22 protein-coding genes, 1 tRNA gene and 1 pseudogene are annotated in these 24584 nt (G+C 63.5%); 7 read left to right on the forward strand and 17 right to left on the reverse strand.

Annotation, left to right across the window (positions count from 1 at the left end; translation table 11 throughout):
- Nucleotides 1-76: 76 nt before the first annotated feature.
- From HMPREF3092_RS09165 to mfd, 8 genes are all read right to left on the reverse strand, one after another.
- Nucleotides 77-1435: an NAD(P)/FAD-dependent oxidoreductase gene (locus tag HMPREF3092_RS09165; protein ID WP_019175672.1), complete on the reverse strand. Its 1359-nt coding sequence runs from the start codon at nt 1433-1435 to the stop codon at nt 77-79.
- Nucleotides 1436-1459: 24 nt separating this feature from the next.
- Nucleotides 1460-2704 (reverse strand): S8 family peptidase, encoded by a 1245-nt coding sequence (locus HMPREF3092_RS09170; protein WP_070424673.1) that lies wholly within the window; start codon nt 2702-2704, stop codon nt 1460-1462.
- An 11-nt stretch (nt 2705-2715) separates the two neighbouring features.
- The gene (locus tag HMPREF3092_RS09175; protein ID WP_070424674.1) at nt 2716-3669 is read right to left on the reverse strand and encodes a Ppx/GppA phosphatase family protein; all 954 of its coding nucleotides are present in this window, start codon (nt 3667-3669) and stop codon (nt 2716-2718) included.
- Nucleotides 3666-4166: a DUF501 domain-containing protein gene (locus tag HMPREF3092_RS09180; protein WP_070424675.1), complete on the reverse strand. Its 501-nt coding sequence runs from the start codon at nt 4164-4166 to the stop codon at nt 3666-3668. Before HMPREF3092_RS09180 ends, HMPREF3092_RS09175 begins: the two co-directional genes overlap by 4 nt.
- Nucleotides 4163-4582, reverse strand: a complete 420-nt coding sequence (locus HMPREF3092_RS09185) for an FtsB family cell division protein (protein WP_070424676.1) — start codon at nt 4580-4582, stop codon at nt 4163-4165. The genes HMPREF3092_RS09180 and HMPREF3092_RS09185 overlap by 4 nt, the downstream gene beginning before the upstream one ends.
- 254 nt (nt 4583-4836) lie before the next feature.
- Nucleotides 4837-6117 carry a phosphopyruvate hydratase gene (gene eno, locus HMPREF3092_RS09190; RefSeq protein ID WP_062019653.1) on the reverse strand — a complete coding sequence of 427 codons (1281 nt, stop codon included), beginning with the start codon at nt 6115-6117 and terminating at the stop codon, nt 4837-4839.
- A gap of 57 nt (nt 6118-6174) precedes the next feature.
- On the reverse strand, nt 6175-6939 hold the full coding sequence (locus HMPREF3092_RS09195) for a MazG nucleotide pyrophosphohydrolase domain-containing protein (protein ID WP_070424677.1): 765 nt from the start codon (nt 6937-6939) through the stop codon (nt 6175-6177).
- The gene (mfd, locus tag HMPREF3092_RS09200) at nt 6936-10481 is read right to left on the reverse strand and encodes a transcription-repair coupling factor (protein WP_070424678.1); all 3546 of its coding nucleotides are present in this window, start codon (nt 10479-10481) and stop codon (nt 6936-6938) included. The genes HMPREF3092_RS09195 and mfd overlap by 4 nt, the downstream gene beginning before the upstream one ends.
- A 77-nt stretch (nt 10482-10558) precedes the next feature.
- Here mfd and HMPREF3092_RS09205 point away from each other — a divergent pair, with 77 nt between their 5' ends.
- Nucleotides 10559-11251, forward strand: a complete 693-nt coding sequence (locus tag HMPREF3092_RS09205) for a rhomboid family intramembrane serine protease (RefSeq protein WP_070424679.1) — start codon at nt 10559-10561, stop codon at nt 11249-11251.
- Here the strand turns inward: HMPREF3092_RS09205 and pth are convergent.
- The 5 genes from pth to HMPREF3092_RS09230 form a co-directional block, all read right to left on the reverse strand.
- Nucleotides 11248-11829, reverse strand: coding sequence for an aminoacyl-tRNA hydrolase (gene pth / locus HMPREF3092_RS09210; protein WP_062019644.1), 582 nt, complete (start codon nt 11827-11829; stop codon nt 11248-11250). The genes HMPREF3092_RS09205 and pth overlap by 4 nt on opposite strands.
- A 105-nt stretch (nt 11830-11934) precedes the next feature.
- The gene (locus HMPREF3092_RS09215; RefSeq protein ID WP_070424680.1) at nt 11935-12591 is read right to left on the reverse strand and encodes a 50S ribosomal protein L25/general stress protein Ctc; all 657 of its coding nucleotides are present in this window, start codon (nt 12589-12591) and stop codon (nt 11935-11937) included.
- A gap of 181 nt (nt 12592-12772) precedes the next feature.
- Nucleotides 12773-13747 carry a ribose-phosphate diphosphokinase gene (locus HMPREF3092_RS09220; protein WP_070424681.1) on the reverse strand — a complete coding sequence of 325 codons (975 nt, stop codon included), beginning with the start codon at nt 13745-13747 and terminating at the stop codon, nt 12773-12775.
- The gene (glmU, locus tag HMPREF3092_RS09225; protein ID WP_070424682.1) at nt 13744-15192 is read right to left on the reverse strand and encodes a bifunctional UDP-N-acetylglucosamine diphosphorylase/glucosamine-1-phosphate N-acetyltransferase GlmU; all 1449 of its coding nucleotides are present in this window, start codon (nt 15190-15192) and stop codon (nt 13744-13746) included. Before glmU ends, HMPREF3092_RS09220 begins: the two co-directional genes overlap by 4 nt.
- Before the next feature lie 41 nt (nt 15193-15233).
- Nucleotides 15234-15305, reverse strand: a tRNA-Gln gene (locus HMPREF3092_RS09230).
- A gap of 75 nt (nt 15306-15380) precedes the next feature.
- Between HMPREF3092_RS09230 and HMPREF3092_RS09235 the strand changes: the two genes are divergently transcribed.
- Entirely contained in the window at nt 15381-15785 is a 405-nt protein-coding gene (locus tag HMPREF3092_RS09235; RefSeq protein WP_019175685.1) for a hypothetical protein, read from the forward strand.
- A 118-nt stretch (nt 15786-15903) separates the two neighbouring features.
- Entirely contained in the window at nt 15904-18297 is a 2394-nt protein-coding gene (pcrA, locus tag HMPREF3092_RS09240; RefSeq protein ID WP_070424683.1) for a DNA helicase PcrA, read from the forward strand.
- A 9-nt stretch (nt 18298-18306) separates the two neighbouring features.
- Here the strand turns inward: pcrA and HMPREF3092_RS09245 are convergent, their stop codons facing one another.
- The 3 genes from HMPREF3092_RS09245 to purN are packed head-to-tail and all read right to left on the reverse strand — an operon-like array spanning nt 18307 to nt 20869.
- Entirely contained in the window at nt 18307-18666 is a 360-nt protein-coding gene (locus HMPREF3092_RS09245; protein WP_070424684.1) for a hypothetical protein, read from the reverse strand.
- A gap of 21 nt (nt 18667-18687) precedes the next feature.
- Entirely contained in the window at nt 18688-20238 is a 1551-nt protein-coding gene (gene purH, locus HMPREF3092_RS09250; protein WP_070424685.1) for a bifunctional phosphoribosylaminoimidazolecarboxamide formyltransferase/IMP cyclohydrolase, read from the reverse strand.
- A gap of 22 nt (nt 20239-20260) precedes the next feature.
- Entirely contained in the window at nt 20261-20869 is a 609-nt protein-coding gene (purN, locus tag HMPREF3092_RS09255; protein ID WP_070424686.1) for a phosphoribosylglycinamide formyltransferase, read from the reverse strand.
- A 217-nt stretch (nt 20870-21086) separates the two neighbouring features.
- Here purN and HMPREF3092_RS11040 point away from each other — a divergent pair, with 217 nt between their 5' ends.
- From HMPREF3092_RS11040 to HMPREF3092_RS09270, 3 genes are all read left to right on the forward strand, one after another.
- Entirely contained in the window at nt 21087-21449 is a 363-nt protein-coding gene (locus HMPREF3092_RS11040; RefSeq protein ID WP_081499761.1) for a Cd(II)/Pb(II)-sensing metalloregulatory transcriptional regulator CmtR, read from the forward strand.
- Nucleotides 21446-22045, forward strand: coding sequence for a cadmium resistance transporter (locus HMPREF3092_RS09265; RefSeq protein WP_019175691.1), 600 nt, complete (start codon nt 21446-21448; stop codon nt 22043-22045). The genes HMPREF3092_RS11040 and HMPREF3092_RS09265 overlap by 4 nt, the downstream gene beginning before the upstream one ends.
- Before the next feature lie 141 nt (nt 22046-22186).
- Nucleotides 22187-22639 carry a hypothetical protein gene (locus tag HMPREF3092_RS09270; RefSeq protein ID WP_141738004.1) on the forward strand — a complete coding sequence of 151 codons (453 nt, stop codon included), beginning with the start codon at nt 22187-22189 and terminating at the stop codon, nt 22637-22639.
- Nucleotides 22640-22654: 15 nt separating this feature from the next.
- Here HMPREF3092_RS09270 and HMPREF3092_RS09275 read toward each other — a convergent pair whose 3' ends face one another.
- Nucleotides 22655-23830 (reverse strand): cell division protein PerM, encoded by a 1176-nt coding sequence (locus HMPREF3092_RS09275; protein WP_070424689.1) that lies wholly within the window; start codon nt 23828-23830, stop codon nt 22655-22657.
- 122 nt (nt 23831-23952) lie between these two features.
- On the opposite strand from HMPREF3092_RS09275, the pseudogene HMPREF3092_RS09280 reads away from it, so the two are divergent.
- Nucleotides 23953-24584 (forward strand): annotated as a pseudogene (locus HMPREF3092_RS09280) (hypothetical protein); the annotation flags it as partial.

Here is a 24584-nt window from a genome sequence, read left to right on the forward strand (position 1 = left end):
CGGGGCCACCGGATATCGGTGGCCCCGCCTCGTGAGTGATCGGGCAGGCTGGCAGTCAGCCCTTCAGATCAGCGCGTCACTTCTTCGGTGCGGGCTTTGAGTTGGCTGCTTCGACGAAGTTCTTACGCGGCACATCGAGGTCCTTGACCGGGGTGAGGTCGCGGCCCAGAACCAGGTTGAGGCCCCAGTTGACGAACACGCGGACCTTGCGGTCGACGGTCGGGATGGCGTAGCCGTGGTAGGCACGGTGCATAGCCCAGGCAATGGGACCGCGCAGTTCGGTCTTGCCCATCTGCGAAACACCCTTCCACAGGCCCATGCCGGCAACAACGCCGAGCGACTTGTGGTAGTACTGCTTGAATTCGGTTTCGCCGCGCAGCGAAGCCAGCAGGTTTGCGGCCAGAACCGGAGCCTGGCGGACGGCATGCTGAGCGTTCGGCACGCAGAAGCCGCCGGGGCCGTCACCGGTGAGGTCCGGAACAGCGGCGTTGTCACCGGCAGCCCATGCGCCTTCGACGACACCGTTTTCATCTTCGACGCGCAGGTCGGCACGAACCGTCACGCGGCCGCGGTCGTCCAGCGGAAGGTCGGAGTCGACAAGGACCGGGTTGGCCTTGACACCGGCGTTCCACACGATGGTGTCAGCGGTGAACTGTTCGCCGTTGGAGAGCTTGCAGACCTTGTCGGTGCAGTCTTCCAGGAAGGTTTCGAGGTAGACGTCGATGCCGCGGCTGCGCAGGTGGTCGACAACCCAGCGGGCCTGAGCTTCGCCGACTTCCGGCATGACGCGCGGCATAGCTTCAACAAGCACGAAGCGCACGTCGGCGTCGGTGAGGGTTTCGCGTTCGCGAACACCCGCACGGACCATGTCTTCGAGTTCTGCGAGAGCTTCGATGCCTGCGAAGCCACCGCCGACGAACACGAAGGTCAGAGCCTTGCGGCGCTCTTCGTCGTCTTCCATGAGAGCGGCTTCGTCAAGGCGGTTGAGCACGTGGTCGCGCAGTGCGACTGCTTCTTCGATCCGCTTGAGTCCGATGGCTTCGTCAGCCAGACCCGGAATCGGCAGGGCACGAGCGACGGCACCTGCGGCCAACACGATGTAGTCGTAGTCGAGTTCGAACGCTTCGTCACCTTCGGGTTCGATGGTGACGAACTTTTCAGCGTGGTTGATGTTGCGAACCGAGCCGATGACGACCTCTGCGCCCTTGAGGTTGCGGCGCAGCGGAACAATGGCGTGGCGCGCTTCAATTGAACCGCCGGCAACTTCCGGCAGGAACGGCGCGTACGTCATGTACGGGTTCGGGTCGACGACGGTGACGGTTGCTTCTCCGCGACCGAGGTTCTTCAGGAGGTTCTGGGCTGTGACGAGACCCAGGTAGCCACCGCCGACGATGAGGATACGAGGACGTAGTTTGCTGTTGCGAATCAAAGCCATACCCCCAGTCTAGACCCAAACGTCTTAGTGATTGCGACCACGGTTGCGCAACCGCCTGCCCACGCCGATTCCGGCGGTCACAGCGGCGCCGGCAAGCAGGATGGTGAACACCGCGGGACCGCTGCGAGCACCTCGGGCTTCAGCTTCTGTCAGGGTGCCGGCGGCATGGGTTTCCGGGCCCGAGGTGGAGCCCGCCTCTTCCTGCTGCTCAGGTTTGACTTCGGCTCGCCTGTGCATGTGAATCCAGTCGGTGAGCGCTTTTTCTGCCGACGGGGCTTTGTCGATGTTGGCTTTGAGCGCTTCGACGGGGCGGATGCGGCCGTAGCCGACGGTCATGTCAAAGTCATCGCCGTTTGTCACACCGTCGTGGTCTTTTACGGCCGCAGCGGTTGAGCGCAGCGCTTCGGCGGTCTGGTCGGCCGTGTAATCGGGGTGGGCAGAGCGGATGAGCGCTGCGGTTCCGGCGACGATCGGTGCGGCGAAGGAACACCCTTCGGCGGTTCCGTAGCTACCGCCGGTCAGTGGGACGGGAATGCCCTGAGAGGGTGCCATGAGGTCAACGTCAACACCGGGTGCTGAGGACTGTTCGTCGACTTTTCCATCGCGGCCGACACCGCCGACTCCGATGACGCCGGGCACGGTTGCCGGTGACCACACGCGTTCAGCACCCTGCGAGGCGTTGCCGACGCACGCAATGACGAGCACGTCCTTTTTGTAGGCGTGCATAAACGCTTTGTCCCATGATTCTGGCCAGGCGGGATCAGCCCAGCCCAGGGACATGTTGATGACCTTCGCGCCGTTGTCAGCAGCCCAGATGACCGCGTCGGCCGCCTGGTCGCGGCTGTCGGATTCGTCAGGGGTGTCAGAGCCCAACCATATCGAGGCCGACATGATGCGCGAATCCGGCGCGATTCCCACCGGTCCGACGCCCTTTCCGGTGCCGGCGATGACACCGGCGACAGCGGTGCCGTGGTGGATGGTCTCCTGGGGCCCGACGGGTGTCGTGCCGTCCTTCTTCGCCCCGGAGAAGTCTTTTGCATCGACCACGCGACCCTTGAGGTTTTCGTGGCTGTCGTCAGTTCCGGAGTCGATGACGGCGACTTTGACGCCCTTGCCGGTCGAGGTTTTCCACGCCTCTTCCAAGCCGAGGTCGTCAGCGAACCACTGGCCGGGTCCGGGTTCGATGGCAGAGGCCGGCTGCGCTGTTCCGGCACTGAGCACCACGGCGGCAACAGCTGCCGTGGCCACAGCGCGCTTCATACGCGACATGGCCCGCATTCTCAGGCCGTTCGCTGTGCCAAGTCGATGGCGATGCCGTCGAGGATGTCTGCTTCCGAGGTGATCAGCGGAATGCTGTGGCCGACCGCCTGTTCGATCCGGTGGACCAGACGGCGATAGACAATCGCACCGCCGACGATCACGTCGACGCGTCCCGGGTGCATGTAGGGCAGCTGCGCACGGTCGGCCGAGGTGGCAGAAAGCAGGTCCTGTACCGCCCGGTCTGCTTGTTCGCGACTGAGCTGAGCCCCGTGGATGACGTCCGGCTGGTATGCCTCGAGGCCGAGTGCGGCCGCTGTGATCGTGGTGATGGTGCCTGCAACTCCCACGAGGGCGCGCGCGGATGCAATGTCAACGTGCTTGGCGGCCTCGTTGAACGCGGCGTCGACGTCGGCTTCGATCGCAGCGATGTTTTCGGCGCCTACGGGGTCCGAGGTGATGTGGCGCTCGGTCATGCGGACACAGCCGATGTTCATGGAGTACCCGCCGTCAACGGTGTCCGAGCCCACAACGAGTTCAGTGGAGCCGCCCCCGAGGTCCATGACGAGCACCGGCTGGGGCAGTCCCCCGTCGATGCGCGAAGCGACACCGGCGGTCGCGCCGAGGAAGCTCAGCGCCGCCTCGTCGTTTCCGCTGATGACTTCCGGTGTGATGCCCAGACGCTGCTGTACCCCGGCAAAGAATTCATCGCGGTTGTCTACATCACGGCTAGCGGATGTCGCGGCAAAGCGGACGGGCATGGGCCCGTGTTCGCGGATGAGTTCAGCGAATTCGACGCACGCGGTGAAAACCCGTTCGAGTGCTTCGTCAGCGAACCGTCCGGTGGCGTCAACACCCTGGCCCAAGCGCACAATCCGCATGCACCGCACAACGTCGACAACATTGTTGCCCTCGACATCGGCGATGAGCAGGCGAATGGAGTTAGTGCCGCAGTCAACGGCTGCCGCGCGGGTCATCGAGCGACCTCGGGAACGTTTTCCATGAGCGACAGAGCGCGGTCGCCGATCGGGTTGATGCCCGGACCGGCTGCAAGCGAGTGGGCTACGAGTGCGTGCAGGCACTTGATGCGGGTGGGCATGCCGCCGGCGGAGAAGTCCTTGATCTCCTCAACCTCGGGGATGCCTGCGTCCAGGCCGATCTGCCTACGGTCTTCCAGGTAGAAGCGATGCGCGGTGCGGTAGGCCTCAGCCAGTTCGGGAAGTTCAGACAGCTGCGCGGTCCATTCGGTCATGATGCCGCTGGACTCCAGGCGGGAGCATTCGCGCACGTAGTCGGGGTGGGTCAGGTAGTACACCGTGGGGAACGGCGTTCCGTCTTCCAGCCTGGGCGCGGTTGCCACGACGAGGGGCTCGCCGCTGACCGAGCGGGCTGCAACACCCAGCATGCCGCGGGGGAAGCGGCCGAGCTGCTCTTCGACGATCGCACGGTCCTGCTCCGAGCTTGAAAACTTCACTGATCCTCCGATGCCATTCCCACTGTCGACATGTAATCGGCCAGTTCCTGATACCAGGGCCTGTCGACCTGCCCCTTGTTTGCCTGACCTGCCGCAGTGTCTTCGCGGTCCTCATCGACAACGATATACAGCGTTTCGCCGTCTTCTGCGTACAGGTGCTTTTCGCGGGCGAGCTTCTTGACGTACTCGGGGTCATCGAAGTCTTTGCGGCGCTTTTCCAGCTGGTCGATTTCCTCTTGTGTCTGGCTGTTCTGCTTTTCCAGCGCCCGAATCTGCTGAGCCTGGCGAACACCCGCGCTGACAGACGGCAGGAAGCCGACGGCCAGAAGCACGAGGATGATCGAGAAGACAGCAATACGAGCCGCAGACCAACGGGAACCGCGGTTTTTTGTGCGACGTTTGTCTGCGCTGCTCATATGCACCTCATTCGTGCGTAGGGGAAGGGAAGAAGCACGAACACAGTCAAGTGTGCCGTGTCAGTGCCGGATGTTATGGGAAGCAGTCGGGGTGTGTCGCAATCATTCCCTCACATCCACCTCGCCCCGCAGGCGCACCAGCAGCACGCAAAAAGCGAGCGGGGTGTGTTTCCACACCCCGCTCGCACCCCGGCCGGTTCAGCGGCACTGGCTGGGCAGAACCAGCTCAGCAGACCCGACCGGCAGAAGTCCGGTCAGCCCTGGAAGCGCGGGAAGGCACCTCGTCCGGCGTAGCGGGCGGCATCGCCCAGGATCTCCTCGATGACCAGCAGGCGGTTGTACTTGGCCACGCGCTCAGAGCGTGCCGGGGCACCCGTCTTGATCTGTCCGGCGTTGACGGCAACCGCGAGGTCCGCGATCGTCGTGTCCTCGGTTTCGCCGGAGCGGTGCGAAATCATCGTGGTGTAGTTGTTCGACTGCGCCATGTTGACTGCGTCGAGCGTTTCGGTGAGCGTGCCGATCTGGTTGACCTTCACGAGCAGCGAATTGCCGGCACCTTCGTCGATGCCGCGGGCCAGGCGTTCGGGGTTGGTGACGAAGAGGTCGTCGCCGACCAGCTGCACGCGATTGCCCAGCTTTTCGGTGATGGCGATCCAGCCGTCCCAGTCGTTTTCGTCCAGCGGGTCTTCAATCGACACCAGCGGGTACTTGTCGACGAGTTCGGCGTAGTAGTCGGCCATCTGCTCGGCGCTGCGCTTTTCGCCTTCGAAGCTGTACACACCGTCAGAGAAGAACTCGGAGGAAGCCACGTCGAGGGCGAGCGCAACATCCGAACCGGGCTGGTAGCCGGCGTTCTTGATGGCTTCGAGGATGAGGTCGAGCGCTTCTGCGTTGGAACCGAGGTTCGGGGCGAAGCCGCCTTCGTCACCCAGGCCGGTGGACAGGCCGCGTTCCTTGAGAACGCTCTTGAGCGAGTGGTAGACCTCGGTGCCCCAGCGGAGTGCTTCGCGGAAGCTTGCCGCGCCGATGGGGGCGATCATGAATTCCTGGATGTCGACGTTGGAGTCCGCGTGGGATCCGCCGTTGAGGATGTTCATCATGGGCACCGGCATGAGGTGCGCGTTCGGTCCGCCCAGGTAGCGGAACAGCGGCAGGTCCGAGGAATCTGCCTGTGCGCGGGCTACAGCGAGCGAGGTGCCGAGCATGGCGTTTGCGCCCAGGCGGGACTTGTTGTCGGTGCCGTCAAGGTCGATGAGGATCTGGTCAACGATCCGCTGGTCGTCGGCTTCTTCGCCTTCGATGGCGTCGTTGATTTCACCCAGCACTGCTTCAACAGCTGCCAGCACGCCTTTGCCGTCGTAGCGTTCGGGGTCGCCGTCGCGCAGTTCGACAGCTTCGAACTCACCTGTCGATGCTCCCGACGGAACACCTGCGGTGCCGACGGAGTCGTCTTCCAGCAGAATCTCAACTTCGATCGTCGGGTTGCCGCGCGAGTCGAGGATCTCGCGTGCGTTCGCGGCATCAATCCTTGCCATCTGGGGTACTCCTTGTTGTTGTCGTCCCGGGCCACCCCGAGGGGTGCGGGTTTAAGTCTATCCACGCTTATGAGCATTGTGGCTCAGTGTGGCGTCTTCGGTGGCTTCCGTTGCCAGCCGCAGGGCTTTTTCGGGGTCCACTCCCCTGCTTCTGGCTTGTGTCACCAGGTCGAGCAGTTCCCTCCCGATCCGCTCTTCTTCTGCCGAGGTGCCGGCTGGATTGTCTGCCGAGGTGCCGGCTGGGTTCTGCAGTTGCCACCCCAACCGCTGGGCTCGGTCGACGACGGCTGCAGCGCGAGCCAGTGCTGGCATGGTTCGCGGAAGCGAATCGAAGGAGCTTTTTGCCGCCTGCGTTCCTTCGGCCTGCCGTTCGCGGGCTTTTGTCTTTTCATACATGTCTTCGACTTCTTCGAGCGTCCACGGTGCTGTGGATTCGAAGACGTGCGGGTGGCGGCGGACGATTTTGTCTTTCAGCAGCTGTTCAACCTCGGCAAAGGCCACCGGCTGTGCTGCTTCTCCCGTCGGCTGGCTGTGCGGTTGAGGTGCGTCGAGTACAGCGGCGTGGAAAAGAACCTGGTAGAGAACGTCGCCGAGTTCTTTTTTCAGCTCTGCAAGGCTCTGCGCGTTCCGGGTCTCACTGTGCTGCTCGATCGCTTCGAGCAGTTCATAGGTTTCCTCCAGCAGGAACGGCGCAAGGCTTTCGTGCGTGTGTGCAGCCGCCCACGGGCAGCGCGCCCGCAGCAGGCTGAGCACTTCGGCCAAGGTGAGCCCAGCGGGATCCACGGGATCCCAGGAAACCGGTTCCGGCGCCTCGTGAGTCATGCGGCCTCATCCAGCGGGAAGACCTGATCGAGCAGCGTGCGGCACCATTCCAGCAGCTCCGAACCGGTGAGTTCGCGCTTGTCGAAGCCCTTGCCGGGGCTGACCGGCTTGGGCACGAGGATTGAGCGCAGCGCCGGTTTGATGAGCGCTTTCGGGTACAGGCGCTTGAGCCTGACCACCTGCCATTCGGCCAGTTCCGCCGGGCCGAAGCGGATGAAGTTGCCCTGCGTGACGATGTCGCTGATGCCGGACTGGCGAGCGCGAATACGCAGGCGCGCCACGTCCGCGAGCACCGCAACTTCGTCAGGATAGGGGCCGTAGCGGTCGGTGAGCTCTTCGAGGACTTCCTGCAGCGCCTCTTCTGTTTCGGCGGAGGCGAGTTTGCGGTAGGCCTCCAGGCGCAGGCGTTCGTGCTCGACGTAGTCGGTCGGCAGGTGCGCGTCAATCGGCAGTTCGACCTTCATGGGCGGCAGCTCTTCTTCGCCGTCGCCCTTGAAGTCGGCAACCGCCTCGCCGACCATCCGGATGTACAGGTCAAAGCCGACACCCTCAATGTGGCCGGACTGCTGACCGCCCAGCAGGTTGCCGGCACCGCGGATTTCGAGGTCCTTCATGGCCACCTGCATACCGGCACCCAGTTCCGTGTGCGCGGCAACCGTCTGCAGACGATCGTGCGCGGTTTCGGTCAGCGTGATGTCGCTGGGATACAGGAAATAGGCGTAGGCGCGCTCCCGGCCGCGTCCCACGCGACCGCGCAGCTGGTGCAGCTGAGACAGGCCCATGCGCTCGGCGCGGTCGACGATGAGCGTGTTCGCATTCGAAATGTCGATGCCGGTCTCCACGATCGTGGTGCACACAAGAACGTCGTAGCGCTTCTCCCAGAAGTCGACGATCACCTGTTCCAGCTGGCTTTCGTTCATCTTGCCGTGGGCTACCGCGATGCGGGCCTCCGGTACGAGCTCAGCCAGGTGGCCTGCGACCTTTTCGATGTCCTGGACGCGGTTGTGGATGTAGAAGACCTGGCCTTCGCGCAGCAGCTCACGGCGAATCGCAGCGGCAACCTGCCGGTCTTCGTACTTGCCGACGTATGTCAGAACGGGGTGGCGCTCTTCCGGAGGGGTTGCCAGTGTCGACATTTCGCGGATTCCCGTAACCGCCATCTCCAGGGTTCGCGGGATCGGGGTTGCGGACATGGCCAGCACGTCGACGTTGGTGCGCAGCGCCTTGAGGGTTTCCTTGTGTTCAACCCCGAAGCGCTGCTCTTCGTCGATGATGACCAAGCCCAGGTCCTTGAACCGCACTTCGCCGGACAGCAGCCGGTGGGTGCCGATCACCAGGTCGAGCTTGCCCTCTTTGAGGTCGTCCTTGATCTTCTGGACTTCCGTCGGAGTTTGGAAGCGCGACATCGCGCCGACCGTCACGGGGAATCCGGAGTAGCGTTCGGAGAACGTGTCATAGTGCTGCTGGACAAGCAGGGTTGTCGGCACGAGCACCGCAACCTGTTTGCCTTCCTGGATGGCTTTGAAGGCCGCGCGCACAGCGACTTCCGTTTTGCCGTAGCCCACGTCACCGCAGATCAGCCGGTCCATGGGAATCTGCTTCTCCATGTCCTCTTTGACTTCGTCGATCGTGGTCAGCTGATCGGGTGTTTCGTCATACGGGAAGGCGTCTTCCAGTTCCCGCTGCCACGGGGTGTCCGGGCCGAAAGCGTGGCCGACGGTCGCCCGCCTGGCCGCGTAGAGGCGGATGAGCTCACCGGCGATCTCCTTGACCGCCTTACGCGCCTTCTTCTTGGTGTTCGACCAGTCCGAACCGCCCATCTTGTTGACCTTGGGGTCTTCCCCGCCGACATAGCGGGTCACCTGGTCAAGAGCATCCGAAGGGACGAACAGGCGGTCACCGGGCTGCCCGCGCTTTGAGGGCGCGTACTCGATGACGAGGTATTCGCGAGTGTGCTGGTCCTTGCCGCGCCCCGTGGTGCGCTGCATGAGCTCAACGAAGCGACCCACACCGTGCTGGTCGTGGACGACGTAATCACCCGGTTTGAGGTCGAGCGGATCGACCTGGTTGCGGCGCCTGCGGCTGGGCAGCCGGCGCATATCCCTGGTCGAGGTGGCAGCGGCACGACCGAGCACCTCGGCTTCCGTCAGCACGGCGATGTGGTGCTGGTCGAAGACGAAGCCGGCGTAGGCGGCCGCTGTTGTCACGAGGATCGTGCCCTCGGCTTTTTCTTCCAAGTCAGGTTCAAAGCGCGCCGGGAGGTCGGCTTCGCTGAAGACCTCCACCAGGCGCTCGCCCGGCCCCTTGCCCTCTGTGAGGACGTAGACCTGCCAGCCGTCTTTGATGTGCTGACCGACATCGGCGAGCACCGCCTGAACATCACCGGAATAACCACGAGGTTCACGTGCCCCAATGGTTAGGACAAGGCGGTCGGATTCGAGTTCGTCGTCGATGGCGAAACCGCCCAGGTCCCACCATGAAAAGCCACGGTCCTGCGCGGCCTGCTGCACCTCGGCGTAGCTTGCGAAGCTGGCGGCCGACAGATCGACGGGGCTTTCGGCACCCGCGGCAGCCGACGTCCAAGCAGCGGCCAGGAACTCCTCGGTTGTGGCCACCAGGTCAGCAGCACGCGCCTCGACCTTTTCCGGGGCCGTGACGAACACGGCGGTGTTCTCCGGCAGCACCGCCATGAGCGGCTCCATGCCGTCAGCCAAGACCGGGGCAAGTGACTCCATACCCTCAACCGCAATGCCGTTCGAGATCTTCTGCAGCAGATCAGCTGCCGCCGGGACTTCGGAAATGAGGTCTGCCGCGCGGCGCCGCACGTCCTCCGTCAGCAGAACTTCACGGCACGGTGGGGCCCACAGGTCGTTTTCGGCACCGTCGGCAGTTTCGAGCGAACGCTGATCCGCAACCGCGAAGGGGCGGATCTCTTCGACCTCATCGCCGAAGAACTCAATGCGCAGAGCATGATCGGCGGTCGGCGGGAAGACGTCGAGGATGCCGCCGCGCACAGCGTATTCACCGCGGCGGGACACCATGTCCACGCGGCTGTAGGCCAAACCGGACAGCCGTTCAGCAAGCTCTTCCAGATCAGCTTCGCTGCCGACGGAGAGTTCGACCGGCTCAAGGTCGCCCAAGCCCTTGACAAGCGGCTGGGTGACAGCCCGGACGGGTGCGACGATCACCGACAGCGGAGCGTCTCCCGGGTGTGCCAGGCGACGCAGCACCGACAGGCGCTGGCCGACAGTGTCCGAACGCGGGGACAGTCGTTCGTGCGGCAGAGTTTCCCACGACGGGAACATGGCAATGGAGCGCGGGCTTAAGTGATCGGCTAAAGCGTTGACGAGCTCATCGGCTTCGCGGCCCGTTGCGGTGATGACCAGAACCGGGCGGGCCTGCGCGGCGGCCGCCGTGATGTGGGGCCACAGCCCTTTGACGGCTTGGATGGCGCCGCTGCCGTGTTTTTCGCCGACAGCATTGATGACGTCGGTGAATTCAGAAAGCTCGGACAGGGCAGAGGAAATACCGCGAACAGACACCCCCACAGTCTAAACGCCCGGCGCTCTGGGCATTTCAGCCCAGCGGGCTCTCATGTGCTTTTGAGACCATGGGGCGCATGAGCTCACAGCAGACCAAAGGCGTCACCCTGACGGTCCCCGCCCACTACTTCGCTCCCGTCGTGATGCTCGCGCTCATGTGGATTATGCGCGTGATCAGCACGGTCGCACCCAGCACCGTCCATGCCCTCGGGGTGCGCGCGTGGAGTCCATCAAGCCTGTGGGCAATCGCAACATCGCCGTTTGTGCACGTCAGCTGGTTCCACCTGCTGTCGAACACGATCCCGTTCCTCATTCTGGGGCTCATCGTCGCCTTTGACGGCGCCAAGCGCTTTGCGACCGTCACCGTGCTCTCAGCCCTTGCCGGCGGGCTCGGGGTGTTCTTCGTCAATCGGCCCGGAACCGTCACGGTCGGCGCTTCCGGCCTTGTGTTCGGCTATTTCGGCTACCTTGTTCTGCGCGGTCTTTTTGCCCGCGGCATGCTGCGCAAGGTCATCTACATTGCCGTCGCGGTCGTTGTGACCGGCCTGTACGGAGTGTCGATGGTCATCGGTCTGATCCCGCGCGGCACCTCGATGTCGTGGCAGGGCCACCTGTTCGGGCTCATCGGCGGATGCTTGGCGGCGTGGGCCATCGGCTCAGCTGGAAAGACCGGCACTCAGCAGAACGCCCGCCCCAGAAAGCAGACCGAGTCACAGCAGGCCGGAGATCCTGAACTCGATCGGCTGCTGCGGGACCTCGACATCGACTAACCGCGTGAACGGCCGTGATAGCGCTGCTGGGTTTCCGTCAATCCCAGGCGCACCAGATCTTCGCAGGCATCCGCAAGGTCGCCCACGAAGATCGGCAGGTTCGCGGTCTCGTCACTGGAAAAGGGACGAAGCACGAAGTCGGCGGTGTCCATGCGTCCGGGTGGGCGGCCAACACCGGCGCGCAGCCGCAGATAGTCGCGAGTCCCGATGTGCTGTGTGATGGAGCGCAGGCCGTTGTGGCCGCCCTCTCCCCCACCGATTTTGAGTTTGATGCTGTCGAAGGGAATATCGACGTCATCGTGGACCGCGATGATCCGCTCGGGGTCAACCCCGTAGAAATCAGCCAGACCGCGTACCGCGATCCCGCTTTCATTCATGTAGGTCATGGAGCGCATGAGCACCGCCTTTTCGCCGCCGATGCGGACGGTGTCGGCAAAGGCGCGGTGTTTGGTTTTGCTCAGCGCACCGCCGGTGCGGCTCAGCAGTTCATCAACCACCATGTAGCCGATGTTGTGCCGTGTGCGCTCATAGCGCGGCCCCGGATTGCCCAGGCCGACAATCAACCAGGTTCCAGACATCGCCATTCTCCTCGAAAAGCTCGCAGTGCTCAGTGTTGTGCTTTAAGACCGTGTATGTGCGAAAGGCCCCGCACTCAGGCGGGGCCTTTCACAGAGATCAGAAGATCAGTCGTCGGACTCTTCTTCAGCGGCGTCGTCGCCGGCTTCTTCGGCGTCGCCAGCTTCTGGCTCGTCGGGCTGAGCGTCGGATTCGAGTTCAGCTTCGAGCTCTTCAGCCGACATTTCCTGCGCAATGTTGACGACCATGAGCTCTTCGTCGTCGACCAGTTCGACATCGCCGGCGAGCTTGACGTCGCCCGCGTAGATGTGGTCGCCTGCCTCGCGGCCTTCGACCGAAACGATGACTTCTTCCGGCAGGTCGGTGGCGTCTGCCAGAACGCGGATGGTGACCGCTTCGAGCGAGACGATGGTTTCGGGTGCGGATTCGCCTTCGAGGGTGACCGGAACGTCGACCTCGATCTTTTCGCCCTTCTTGACCTTGATGAGGTCAACGTGGACGATGTCGCGGCGGACCGGGTGGCGCTGCACCTCACGTGCAACGGCGAGCGACTTGAAGCCGTCGTCGTCGTTCTTGATTTCCAGAAGAGCGTTCGGGACCTTCATCGCCATCATGATGTCGTGGCCGTCGATGGTCATGTGAACGGGGTCGATGCCGTGACCGTACATCACAGCGGGAACGCGGCCGGCACGGCGTGCGCGGCGGGATGCGCCCTTGCCGTGCTCATCGCGCGGCTTAACGTCGAGAACAAAATCAGCTGCCATTGTGTCTCCTTCGTGGTGAATACAATCCCACGGCGGACGCAAGATAACCCGCGTCGATAACGGGAGTCTGGGCTCCCCTCGCCGAGGCAACCACACAAGAATACACTACGCCCCGCCCACGGCAGAAATGCCGCGAACGGGGCGAGTGCGAAAGCTCTGGCGCTCAGCGCCCAAGCCCGCCTCAGATGTCGAACAGGCTGGTGACGGATCCGTCTTCGAAGACTTCGTGGACTGCGCGTGCCAGAAGCGGTGCGATCGACAGTTCGGTGAGCTTGCCGAACTTCTTGTCGTCTTCGATCGGCAGGGTGTTGGTCACGATGACCTCTTCTGCGCAGGAGTTCTCCAGGCGCTCAACCGCCGGGCCGGAGAACACGGCGTGGGTGGCGACGATGATGACGCCCTTAGCGCCGGCGTTCATGCACGCGTCAGCCGCCTGGACGATGGTGCCGCCGGTGTCGATCATGTCGTCGACGAGCACGCACATGCGGCCTTCGACGTCACCGACCACGCGGTTGGCCTTGGATTCGTTCGGACGGTCGATGTCACGGGTCTTGTGGATGAAGGCCAGCGGCACACCGCCGAGCGCTTCCGACCAGTTCTCTGCGACCTTGATGCGGCCGGCGTCCGGGGAAACAACCGCCAGGCTGCTGTCGCCGTAGTTGTCCTTGACGTAGCCGGCCAGGGTCGGCAGGGCAACGAGGTGGTCGACGGGGCCGTCGAAGAACCCCTGGATCTGGGAGGTGTGCAGGTCGACCGTGATGATGCGGTCAGCACCGGCGGTGCGGAAGAGGTCGGCCATGAGGCGGGCTGAGATCGGTTCGCGGCCGCGGTGCTTCTTGTCCTGACGGGCGTACGGGAAGAACGGGGCGATCACGGTGATGCGCTTGGCGGATGCGCGCTTAAGCGCATCGAGCATGATGAGCTGCTCCATGACCCACTCGTTGATGGGCGTGCAGTGTGACTGCAGAACGAACACGTCGCTGCCGCGCACGGACTCGGAGTAGCGCACGTAGATCTCACCGTTGGCGAACGGCCGGATTTCGGTTTCCAGCAGTTCCGTACCGAGGTTCTCGGCGACGTCGACGGCCAGTTCCGGGTGCGAACGCCCCGTAACCAGGACGAGTTTCTTTTCGCCGGTAGTTGTAATCTCGTTCACTTGGCCTCAGACTCCTTAGCGCGCTCTGCGGCTTCTGCTGCTGCTGTTCCGGGTCGGTTCTTCTGAACCCACCCCTCGATGTTCTTCTGTTCAGCGTAGGTGATGGCCAGTGACCCCGCGGGAACGTCCTTGCGGATGACGGTGCCGGCACCCGAATAGGCGCCGTCGCCGACGGTCACCGGTGCGATGAACATCGTGTCCGAACCGGTGCGGCAGTGGGAGCCGACAACAGTGCGGTGTTTGGTCTGTCCGTCGTAGTTGACGAACACGGAGGAAGCTCCGATGTTGGAGTAATCGCCGATTTCGGCGTCCCCCACGTAGGTCAGGTGCGGCACCTTGGTGCCGGTCCCGATCTGCGCGTTCTTGGTTTCGACGAAGGTGCCGATCTTGCCGTCGGCACCCAGTTCTGTGCCGGGGCGCAGGTAGGCGAACGGACCGACCGAGGCGCCCTCGCCGATCACCGCGAGCTCGCCGTGGGTGCGAATGACGCGGGCTCTTGCCTTCACCTCGGTGTCGGTGAGCGTGGTGTCCGGCCCGATGACGGCACCGGTGCCGATGTCGGTGGCTCCGTGCAGCTGAACGTTCGGCAGGATCGTGACGTCGGGGCTGAGTGAAACGTCAGAGTCGATCCACGTGGTTTCGGGGTCAACGACGGTCACGCCTTCGCGCATCCAGTGTTCGACGGTGCGGCGGTTGAGTTCGCGGCCCAGCTGGGCCAGCTGCACGCGGTCGTTGGCGCCCTCGACCTGCCACAGGTCATCCGTGACCATCGCAGCGACCGAAGAGCCCGCATCGCGAGCCAGGCCGATGACGTCGGTGAGGTACTTTTCGCCCTGCGCGTTGTCGGTGCTGACCTGTTCGAGGGAGGACCGCAGGACGCCCGCGTCAAAGGCGTAGATGCCGGAGTTGATTTCGGTGATCTTGCGCTGCGCGTCGTCGGCGTCTTTTTCTTCGACGATCTTCTCGAGCGCACCGGCGGCGTCGCGGATGATGCGACCGTAGCCGTGCGGGTTGTCCACGTGGGCAGACAGGACCGTGACGGCGTGGGAGTTCTCTTCGTGGAAGCGCACGAGGTCCGCAATCGTCTGCGAGGTCAGCAGCGGGACATCGCCGTAGGTGACGACAACGGTGCCGCGCAGGTCCTGCGGAAGCTGGGTGAGAGCGCATTCGGCGGCCCGGCCGGTGCCGGGCACGCTGTCCTGGTCGGCAACGATGATCGACTGTTCGACAGCCGCCGTCACCTGGTCGAGGTGGTCTGCCACGAGTTCGCGTTCATGGCGCAGCACAACCACGAGGTGTTCGGGAGCAACCCCGGCTGCCGCGCTGACCGCGTGGTGCAGGAGGGACCTCCCGCCGATCTGGTGCATCACCTTCGGTGTTGCGGACTTCATCCGGGTTCCGGCGCCTGCGGCCAGAACGATGACAGCTGCGGGATGGTCAGCCATGCTGCTCCTCGGTGTTGACTGCGTGCGGTTTTCCGCTTCAGCTCCGCCCTTAGGATTCGAACCTAAACTGCACGGCTCCAAAGGCCGGCGTGCTGCCATTACACCAGGGCGGATCGATCCGACGTGGGATACGGCCCCGAGCTGGCCCGCTCAGGGTGCTCTCATATCTTGCCACTAGAATCTGGGCTATGGAAATCGTTCAGAATATCCTCGTTCTTCTTCACCTTATCGGCATGGCGATGATCGTCGGCGGCTACCTCGTCACGGTCAAAGCACCGCGAGTTCTGCCCGGTATGCTCCACGCGGCCGGCCTGCAGGTCGTCACCGGCATCCTGCTGTTCGGAATGTTGGAGATGCAGGGCAACCCGACCATGTCGCTGCGAGCAGGTGCTGGCATCAAGATCCTCCTGGGACTTGTTGCGCTCATCGTGTTCATCATCGGCAACAAGCGCGAAAAGGCTGCCGCACCCGCTGCCGGTGCCGACGTTGCCGCTGACGGCGCGGTCAAGACCGCTGCCCCGTCGGCCACTATGGCGCACATCGGCTTCGGCGCGGCTGTGCTCGCCGTGCTCGTCGCAGTCTTCACCCTCTGATTTCGTCGGACTGCAAGGGGCGCCGTGAGTACGGCACCCCTTTTCTGTGCCTGTTCTCTGCGTCCGAATCGCACTCGCAGGCCCTGCGTCAGCCCCTCCTGCCATACTGGGAAGCACCATGAGCTCACCGTTCGATTTCCTCAATCCCCATGCTTCCGCTGCCGCCGAAGCCGCAGCCTCGCCGACCCCGGAATCCTCCGTCTCCACAGACGGTTCGGTGCCTACCACCTCGGACCCGGAAGAGCTGCTGGCCGGACTCAACCCGCAGCAGCGCGAAGCCGCTGTACACCAGGGCGGCCCCCTGCTGATCGTGGCCGGGGCGGGCTCGGGCAAAACTGCGGTGCTCACCCGCAGGATCGCCTACGCACTGCGCACCGGACGGGCGCACCCCGGGCAGATCCTCGCCATCACCTTCACCAACAAGGCAGCCCGGGAAATGCAGGAGCGCGTCGAACAGCTCATCGGCACGCAGGCCCGCGGCATGTGGATTTCGACCTTCCACTCGGCGTGCGTGCGCATTCTGCGCCGCGAAGCCAAAGCGCTGGGCCGCAGCTCGAACTTCACTATCTACGATTCCGCTGACTCTCTGCGGCTGATCACCCAGGTGGCGCGCGAACTCGACCTCGACACCAAGAAGTTCTCTCCGAAGTCACTCCAGCACCGCATTTCGAACGTCAAGAATGAACTCATCACGGCTGAGGACTTCGCCGCGCAATCGGCGAACAACCCGTATGACTCGACGATCGCGTCGGTGTACACCCGCTATCAGCAGCGGCTTGCCACGGCCAACGCCTTCGACTTCGACGACCTCATCATGGAAACCGTCCACATGCTCGGCGCGTTTCCGGAAATCGCGGCCAGCTATCGGGCGCGGTTCCGCCACATCCTCGTCGACGAATACCAAGACACGAACCCCGCGCAGTATCAGCTGGTCAGGGCCCTTGCGGGAACTGATTCGGACGACAACCCGGCCGAACTCGCGGTCGTCGGCGATGCAGACCAGTCCATCTACGCTTTCCGCGGCGCCACGGTGCGCAATATCGAAGAGTTCGAAGAGGACTTTCCGCAGGCAGCCACGGTTCTGCTCGAACAGAACTACCGGTCCACGCAGAACATCCTGTCAGCGGCCAACGCCGTCATCTCCAACAACGACGACCGTCGGGTCAAGCGCCTGTGGACGGACTCCGGCAGCGGTGATGTCATCACCGGCTGGGTGGCCGACAGCGAACAGTCAGAAGCGCAGTTCATCGTCGACCGCATTGACTCGGTCATGGACGACAAAGGCTTAAGCTACGGCGACTTCGCGGTCTTCTACAGGACCAACGCCCAGTCCCGGGCCATTGAAGACGCGCTTGTGCGCTCCGGCATCCCCTACCGGGTCGTCGGCGGCACCCGCTTCTACGAGCGCCGCGAAATCAAGGACGCGCTGGCCTATGTCCGCGTCATCGACAACCCGGATGACGACGTCAACCTCAGTCGCATCATCAACGTTCCCAAGCGCTCCATCGGAGATCGCTCCCTGGCGCTGCTGCAGGCCTTTGCCTCGCGCGAACAGATTTCCCTGTGGGCGGCCCTGCAGCGAGTCGACGAAGCCCCGGGCATGACATCCCGCACGCTCGGTCCGCTCAAGAAGTTCACGGTCCTCATGAACGACCTCATGACCTCAGCTGACGGTGCGCCGGCATCCCGCGTCATCGAATCCGTTTTGGAACAGACCGGCTACCTGACTGAACTGAGCGCCAGCTCGGACCCTCAGGACGAAGCCCGGGTCGACAACCTCGCCGAACTCGTTGCCGTGGCCGAAGACTTCCACGCGCAGCACCCGGAAAGCACTCTCGGAGACTTCCTTGAGCGGGTGTCGCTGACAGCGGATGCCGATTCGATTCCGGACGCCGAACTGGGCGAAGTCACCCTCATGACCCTGCACACGGCCAAGGGCCTCGAATTCCCCGTGGTGTTCCTCACCGGTCTGGAAGACGGCACGTTCCCCCACCAGCGCTCTTTCTCCGATCCCACGGAACTGGCCGAAGAGCGCCGCTTGGCCTATGTCGGTCTGACCCGAGCAGAGCAGAAGCTGTTCCTGTCCCGCGCTGAAACCCGCTCTATGTGGGGCCAGCCGCAGTACAACCCGCCCAGCCGCTTCCTGGGCGAAATCCCGGAAGAGCTCATCAACTGGGAATCGACGGGCACGCTGAGCCCCGCGGCAGCTGCCGAGCGCGAAGAATCACGTTCCGGTGCGCACGGATGGTCGGGCACTCTGGGCCGCAGCATGCGCTCAGGCCGGCCCAGCCAGTCCGCGGCGAGTGTTGGCCGCAGCTTCCCCGACCGCATTCGCCCCAATCGCGAAGCCGTTGTCGTCGAAACCGGGGACAAGGTTTCCCACGACTCCTTCGGGGTGGGAACGGTTCTCGAAGTCTCCGGAAGCGGCGACAAGGCAGTCGCGACGGTCGACTTCGGTTCAGAGGGCACCAAGCGCTTGCTCATGCGCTACGCGCCGGTCGAAAAGCTGTAGCCGGTGCTGTCAGGTTGACGGCAGGGTCAGAGTGAGAAAAACCAGGACGGCCGCGGCAAGCAGTGTCGTCACAGCATCAGTGGCGGCGCTTCGGTTGACCCAGGTTCTCTGCCAGGAGCTCGGGACAATGCGCAGGAGCCCCACGGCGGCGATTGTCGCGGCGAGCATGATGCCGCCCACGCGAACGTTCACCAGTGCACCAACACAGGACAGCGCAATCCCGATGAGCGTGTACAGGAGAACCCAGTCGCGCCGCACCGGGTTGGAATAGCGGCGCTTCCAGTAGATCCATCTTTTGGAAATGGGCCCGCGACCTCCCGTGCGAGCGCGGCTCGCACGGGAGGTTCGAGTTTTGCCGGCCTTAGCCATGTGTGCTCTGGCGACCGCCGATCAGTGGAAGAAGTGGCGGGTGCCGGTGAAGTACATCGAAATGCCCGCGGCCTCCGCAGCGGCGATGACCTCTTCGTCGCGAATCGAACCGCCGGGCTGAACCACAGCCTTGACACCGCCATCTATGAGCACCTGCAGGCCGTCTGCGAACGGGAAGAACGCGTCGGATGCCGCAACCGATCCCTGGGCACGTTCAGCACCTGCGCGCTCAACGGCGAGCTTCGCCGAGTCCACGCGGTTGACCTGGCCCATGCCCACGCCGACCGCGGCTCCGTTGGATGCCAGCAGGATCGCGTTGGACTTCACCGCCCTGCATGCGCGCCAAGCAAATTCGAGGTCGGCCAGTGTCTTGTCGTCAACGGGCTTGCCCGCTGCCAGTGTCCACTGGTCGGCGCGATCACCAGTTGCCTGCAGCGCGTCGCGGTCCTGCACCAGCAGGCCTCCGCTGACCTGTCGGTACTCCATGGGCGGCACGTCGTAGCCGTCGATTTCCAGGATTCGCAGGTTCTTCTTGGTCTGCAGCAGCTCGAGAGCGTCGGCGTCGTAGCCCGGCGCAATGACGACTTCGGTGAAGATCGGCTTGATGGATTCGGCCGTGGCCAGGTCGACCGGACGGTTACACGCGATAACGCCGCCGTAAGCGGACAGCGAGTCTGTGGCGTGGGCCAGGCGGTGTGCTTCGGCAATGGTGTCAGCCGTTGCGATGCCACACGGGTTGGCGTGCTTGATAATGGCCACGGCGGGGCCTTCGTGGTCGTAGGCGGCACGCAGCGCGGCGTCCGTGTCGACGTAGTTGTTGTACGACATTTCCTTGCCGCCGTGCTGCACGGCATTTGCGATGCCGCCGGTGCCGGGAGACGCGTAGACGGCCGCCTTCTGGTGCGGGTTTTCGCCATAGCGCAGGTCGTTCTTCTTGTCAGCGGTCATGCCGAAGAAGTCCGGTTCGACGTCTTCGCTGCCCAGCTGCTGGCCAAACCAGGCGGCAACCGCGACATCGTATGCGGCGGTGTGTTCGAAAGCGGCCTTGGCAAGTTCACGGCGGGCAGCAAGGTCAAAGCCACCGGAAGCTGCGGCTTCGATGACTTCGCCGTAGCGGGCCGGATCGGTTACAACGGCGACCGTGGGGTGGTTCTTTGCGGCTGCACGCACCATGGAGGGTCCGCCGATGTCGATCTGTTCGACAACGTCGTCGTAGCCGGCACCGGAGGCCACAGTTTCGACGAACGGGTAGAGGTTGACCACCACGAGGTCGAACTGTTCGACAGCCAGCTGTTCCAGCTGGTCCATGTGGTCGGCCTTACGGGAGTCGGCGAGGATGCCTGCGTGGACCTTCGGGTGGAGCGTTTTGACGCGCCCCTCGAGGCATTCGGGGAATCCGGTCAGCTGTTCGACCGGGGTTACGGACGCTCCTGCGGCTTCAATGCGCGCCGCGGTCGAACCGGTTGACACGATGTCGACGCCCTGGGCTGCCAGCCCGGCGGCCAGCTCTTCGAGTCCGGTCTTGTCATAGACGCTGATAAGTGCCCGTCGGATGGGACGCTGGTCGTTCACTCTGCTCCTCGGTCAGGTTGTTTCAGGAAGCCGACGGCGTGTACCCGGACACGTGCCGCCCACTCACCTCGATTGTGCTGTGCTCAAGAAAGCGCAGGAAGCGCACAAGTTCGCGGCGCTCAATTGTCTTGATTCTTTCATGCAGGGAAGCTTCGTCTTCATCCGGTTCGATTGCGATCGGGAACTGCGCGATGATCGGGCCGGTGTCCACGCCCTCGTCAACCAAATGGATGGTGGTCCCTGTGACTTTCGCCCCATAGGCGAGCGCGTCGCGCACCCCGTGAGCGCCGGGGAAGGACGGCAGAAGAGCGGGGTGGGTGTTGATGATCCTGCCACCGAAGCGGGACACGAAAGCTGTTCCGAGGATCCGCATGAAGCCGGCCGAAACAACCCAGTCGGGGCGGTAGTCGGCAACAGTCTCAGTAAAAGCCTGGTCCCATGCCGCACGGTCGGTGTAGTCACGCGGATGTGCGCTGAAGACCTCAATGTCTGCTGCACGCGCCTTCTGTAGGACCGGTGCATCTGCCAGGTCTGAGCCGACGGCGACGATTTCGATGCCCGTGTCGGCAAGCCCTTCAATGACGGCTTGGACAAGAGAACCGGTGCCGGAGGCTAGGAGCAGTAGTCGCACATGCGGAATTATATGCCAGCGTTTGCATCAACCCCTATACGCCTTGGTCAGCTCCGGCACTCTATGTGGTGCATTTGGGCAGCAACAGAAGAGGTGAAAGCAGGCCACCACATGAAGCTGCGAAAAACCGCCGAGCAAAGTCAACAGCCGCATAGACCTCTTGTCGTTCCCGTAAAATCTAGTCGCACTATTCAGTGGTTGCTGTATAGTTCACTACATGCTGACCAATTCTGCTCGTTTAGATGTCATGAACCGGTTGGGTCGAGCCATGGCCGATCCCACGCGATCCCGAATTTTATTAACGTTGTTGGAGGGACCTGAATATCCGGCGGTCCTTGCCCACGCTCTGGACCTGACACGGTCTAATGTGTCCAACCACCTGGCCTGTCTGCGCGATTGTGGCATTGTGGTCGGCAAGCATCAGGGACGCCAAACCCGCTACGAGATCGCGGACCCACACTTGGCGCAGGCACTGACTGCCTTGGTGGACACGACCCTGGCCGTTGACGTAGCTGCCCCTTGCATTGATCCGGTCTGCACTGTTGCCGGTTGTGCTCATGATGAGGAGCTCAGCGCGTGATTTCTTCCATCGTGCAGGCGATTGGCCTGTTTATCGCCACCAACATTGATGACGTCGTCATCCTGTCTCTGTTTTTTGCCCGAGGCCAAGGACAACCAGGAACCACCCGCCGCATTCTGGTGGGACAATATCTAGGATTCCTGGGTATTTTAGGCGCTGCAGCAGCAGCAGCCTTTGGCGCCCAAATACTGCTGCCGGAAGCCATCCTGCCGTACTTTGGCCTGATTCCCCTGGGGTTGGGTCTCTGGGCGGCCTGGCAGGCCTGGCGAAATCGCGGCGAAGACGATGATGACGAAGCACAACTGGAAGGCAAACGCGTCTCGATCTGGGCCGTGGCGGCCGTGACCTTCGCCAACGGCGGCGACAATCTCGGCGTCTATGTGCCAGTGTTCGTCAGCGTCAGCTGGGGTGCAGTGCTGGCCTACTGCATCGTGTTCTTAGCACTGGTGGCCGTCCTGGTGTTCCTGGCCAAATGGATCAGCTCAAGAAAACCTATTGCCGAAGCCCTGGAACGGTGGGAAGACATTCTCTTCCCAGCAGTGCTCATCGGGCTGGGCATCGTCATCCTCGTCAGCGGTGGAGCCTTCGGACTATAAACAACCCACAGCACAGTTGAATCGCCCATGAGTGACAGACCCGCGCAAGACACTGTCCACCAGGTAGAGCAAATCTGAGCGGGGCGGACCGCCAAGCGGCCAGCAGCCACATCTGTCACGAGGTATGCCAAGATGGACAGCGTGACTCAACCCGAAGCAAATACCCAGAAGCCGAAGAAAGATTCCGAGCAGCCCAGCCGAGCAGCCCAGCTCGGAACGACGCTGAGCATGCTCGTCATCGGCGGTCTCCTGGTGTCGATGCTCGGTGTTCCCATCAAGATCGCCGCTGGCCTTCTTGCGGTTGCCGCGATCGTTGTGGCCATCCGCTTCTTTGCCGCATCGAGCCGTGAGAACCGCCCCGCGTCGTGGTTCATCATGGGCGTCATCAGCATCATCGTGTCCGGCTACGTGGGCCTGGGCACAATCGGCACCCTCCTCACCTACCAGGAGCAGGCGAACTACCAGGAGTGCGTCAGCACGGCACTGACCGAACAGGCTTCAGCTTCGTGCACTTCGGAGTACAACACGGCGCTGAACGACAAGTTCAAGAAGCTCACGGGCATCGACATGCCCGGCCTGGCTCCGCAGAACTGATTTCCTGCAGCCGCTTCACTCAGCTTCGGAGTAGCGGTCGCGCAGCCACACCATTCCCGTGCCGGCAAACACGACGGCACATGTTCCCAGCCCGGCGAGGAGCATCATCGGCACAACGTCCACGCCGACTTCACTCAGCCCTCCCCCGCCGATGCCGCCGGAGAAGAACAGACACAGAACTGCAAAGCCGATGAGGATCTGCACGGAAGAGAACACGGCGGGCCACAGCTGAGCGGCTGACTGCCACGTGCTGCGCCCGATGACCGCGGCGGCCACCGCAACAACCGGAATGAGCACGAGCAGACCCGCCCAGGATCCCGGATCAGGCGGGAACACGTAGGCGATGGGGAACGGGGGCACAATGCCCTCGGCACCTTGGTATGCCGACAGTTCGACACCTCGGGCCAGGGTGACCCCGGCACCGGACGCCCAGGCAATTCCGGCCGCCCAGATGGTCGGTGCGTAGGCCAGCTGGATCACGCCCAGTCCCACGGCGGCAGCAGTCGGCGATGAGTAGGCGTCCAGAACTGCTGTCACTTCGCTGAAGCGGATGGTAATCAGGACGGCAAGAACAACGTTCGAGCTGATGGCCAGTGCCGCGAAAACGCGCAGGGTCTGCCCGCGGGACATGCGCAGGGCTTCCAGCGCAGCTGAGCCCATGTAGTCACGGACTGCCTGGTTGATGAGTTCACCGGCCGGCCGCAGGGACACGAGAACCGGAACACTCACGAGCACGACGACCCGGAGGATGCCCCGCAGGTCCGCGGCGGCGCCCCCGATGATCGCGGCGATGATGACCAGCACCGCAAAGATTCCGAAAACGGACGCAGCACCGATGATCTGCGAGCGCAGACGGTCACGGCCGTCTGTGCCGTCTTCAGTGGCCTCGTCTTCCAGCATCCGGCGCAGCCGCGCACCGCTCCAGTAGATCGCAAAGAACAGGGCGAGGTTGGCTAGCGTCGGCGGCAGCGAAAGCACAGCCGAACCCAGCGGCACAGCAAGGCCGGCGGCTGCCGCGAGCCCGCGCATGGCCCACACGATGATGACCGAAGTGGGCATGAGATGTGCGGCGGCTATCGTCCACGCGGCAGCACCCGACAGGAACGCAACGGCACCCACCACGATGACAGCCGGGAGTGCCGAGCGAATTGCGAGGAGGGGGATGCGAAGTCTGTGTGCCGAGGGGTCCATTGGTCCTATGTTGCACCAGCTTTGCCGCGGTTCCCAGCTTCCACGCGGAAAGAACGTGCAGACTGGGCCCAGCTGATAGATTGAGGCGCAGGCCTCACACAGTCAATGCGAAGAAGGAAGCAATGAGCAAGCCAACGCCCGAAGAAGGCAGCAACAGCTCGTCGTCTCCCGAGCCGAATACCGGCAGCGGACGGCCATCTGAAAAGCCGACACCTCCAAGCAGCTCTGAGAGCGGCTCTGGACAGCAGACTCCCGCACAGGCGCCGGGCGGCAGCGCGCCCACGCCGAAGCCCGCGGGCGGCCCTGTGCCGAGTGAGGACCAGCCCACCCAGGCGTTCAAACCGTTCCCCGGTGGCTCGCCCGCGCAGAAACCAGAGCAGAAGCCTGAACCGAAGCCGGCACCCGAAGCTGCGCAGAAGAAACCAGAGCAGGCTGGGCCGCAGAAGCCTGCGGAAGCCGGCACTTCAAAGCCGCCCATGGGAACTCCCCGCGGCAGCGAAGACGCAAAGACCACCGTTCTTCCGCCCGCCGCCCCGCAGGGGCCGGCACAGGCCCCCGGCCAGCAGCCCGGACAGCAGCCCGGACAGCCGCAGGGACAGAACGGCCCACGCTCCACCTCGTCCCCCTCAGGCCCCGCCGGTGACAACACCGCGGTCATGCCTCCCGTCCAGGAGCACCCTGCCAGCGGACCCGGCGCGGGCGCTGCGGCAGGAGCAGCCGGCGCGGGTGCCGCGGCCGGTGCCGGTGCAGGCGC

The organism is Brevibacterium sp. HMSC24B04, from assembly GCF_001806835.1.
GTDB classification, from domain to species: Bacteria; Actinomycetota; Actinomycetes; order Actinomycetales; family Brevibacteriaceae; genus Brevibacterium; species Brevibacterium ravenspurgense.

Bases quoted from the DNA above. Each gene is read 5' to 3' on its own strand.
- HMPREF3092_RS09165 (WP_019175672.1), bottom strand. From the start codon at position 1,435: ATGGCTTTGATTCGCAACAGCAAACTACGTCCTCGTATCCTCATCGTC.
- HMPREF3092_RS09170 (WP_070424673.1), bottom strand. From the start codon at position 2,704: ATGTCGCGTATGAAGCGCGCTGTGGCCACGGCAGCTGTTGCCGCCGTG.
- HMPREF3092_RS09175 (WP_070424674.1), bottom strand. From the start codon at position 3,669: ATGACCCGCGCGGCAGCCGTTGACTGCGGCACTAACTCCATTCGCCTG.
- HMPREF3092_RS09185 (WP_070424676.1), bottom strand. From the start codon at position 4,582: ATGAGCAGCGCAGACAAACGTCGCACAAAAAACCGCGGTTCCCGTTGG.
- eno (WP_062019653.1), bottom strand. From the start codon at position 6,117: ATGGCAAGGATTGATGCCGCGAACGCACGCGAGATCCTCGACTCGCGC.
- HMPREF3092_RS09195 (WP_070424677.1), bottom strand. From the start codon at position 6,939: ATGACTCACGAGGCGCCGGAACCGGTTTCCTGGGATCCCGTGGATCCC.
- HMPREF3092_RS09205 (WP_070424679.1), top strand. From the start codon at position 10,559: ATGAGCTCACAGCAGACCAAAGGCGTCACCCTGACGGTCCCCGCCCAC.
- pth (WP_062019644.1), bottom strand. From the start codon at position 11,829: ATGTCTGGAACCTGGTTGATTGTCGGCCTGGGCAATCCGGGGCCGCGC.
- HMPREF3092_RS09215 (WP_070424680.1), bottom strand. From the start codon at position 12,591: ATGGCAGCTGATTTTGTTCTCGACGTTAAGCCGCGCGATGAGCACGGC.
- glmU (WP_070424682.1), bottom strand. From the start codon at position 15,192: ATGGCTGACCATCCCGCAGCTGTCATCGTTCTGGCCGCAGGCGCCGGA.
- HMPREF3092_RS09235 (WP_019175685.1), top strand. From the start codon at position 15,381: ATGGAAATCGTTCAGAATATCCTCGTTCTTCTTCACCTTATCGGCATG.
- pcrA (WP_070424683.1), top strand. From the start codon at position 15,904: ATGAGCTCACCGTTCGATTTCCTCAATCCCCATGCTTCCGCTGCCGCC.
- HMPREF3092_RS09245 (WP_070424684.1), bottom strand. From the start codon at position 18,666: ATGGCTAAGGCCGGCAAAACTCGAACCTCCCGTGCGAGCCGCGCTCGC.
- HMPREF3092_RS11040 (WP_081499761.1), top strand. From the start codon at position 21,087: ATGCTGACCAATTCTGCTCGTTTAGATGTCATGAACCGGTTGGGTCGA.
- HMPREF3092_RS09275 (WP_070424689.1), bottom strand. From the start codon at position 23,830: ATGGACCCCTCGGCACACAGACTTCGCATCCCCCTCCTCGCAATTCGC.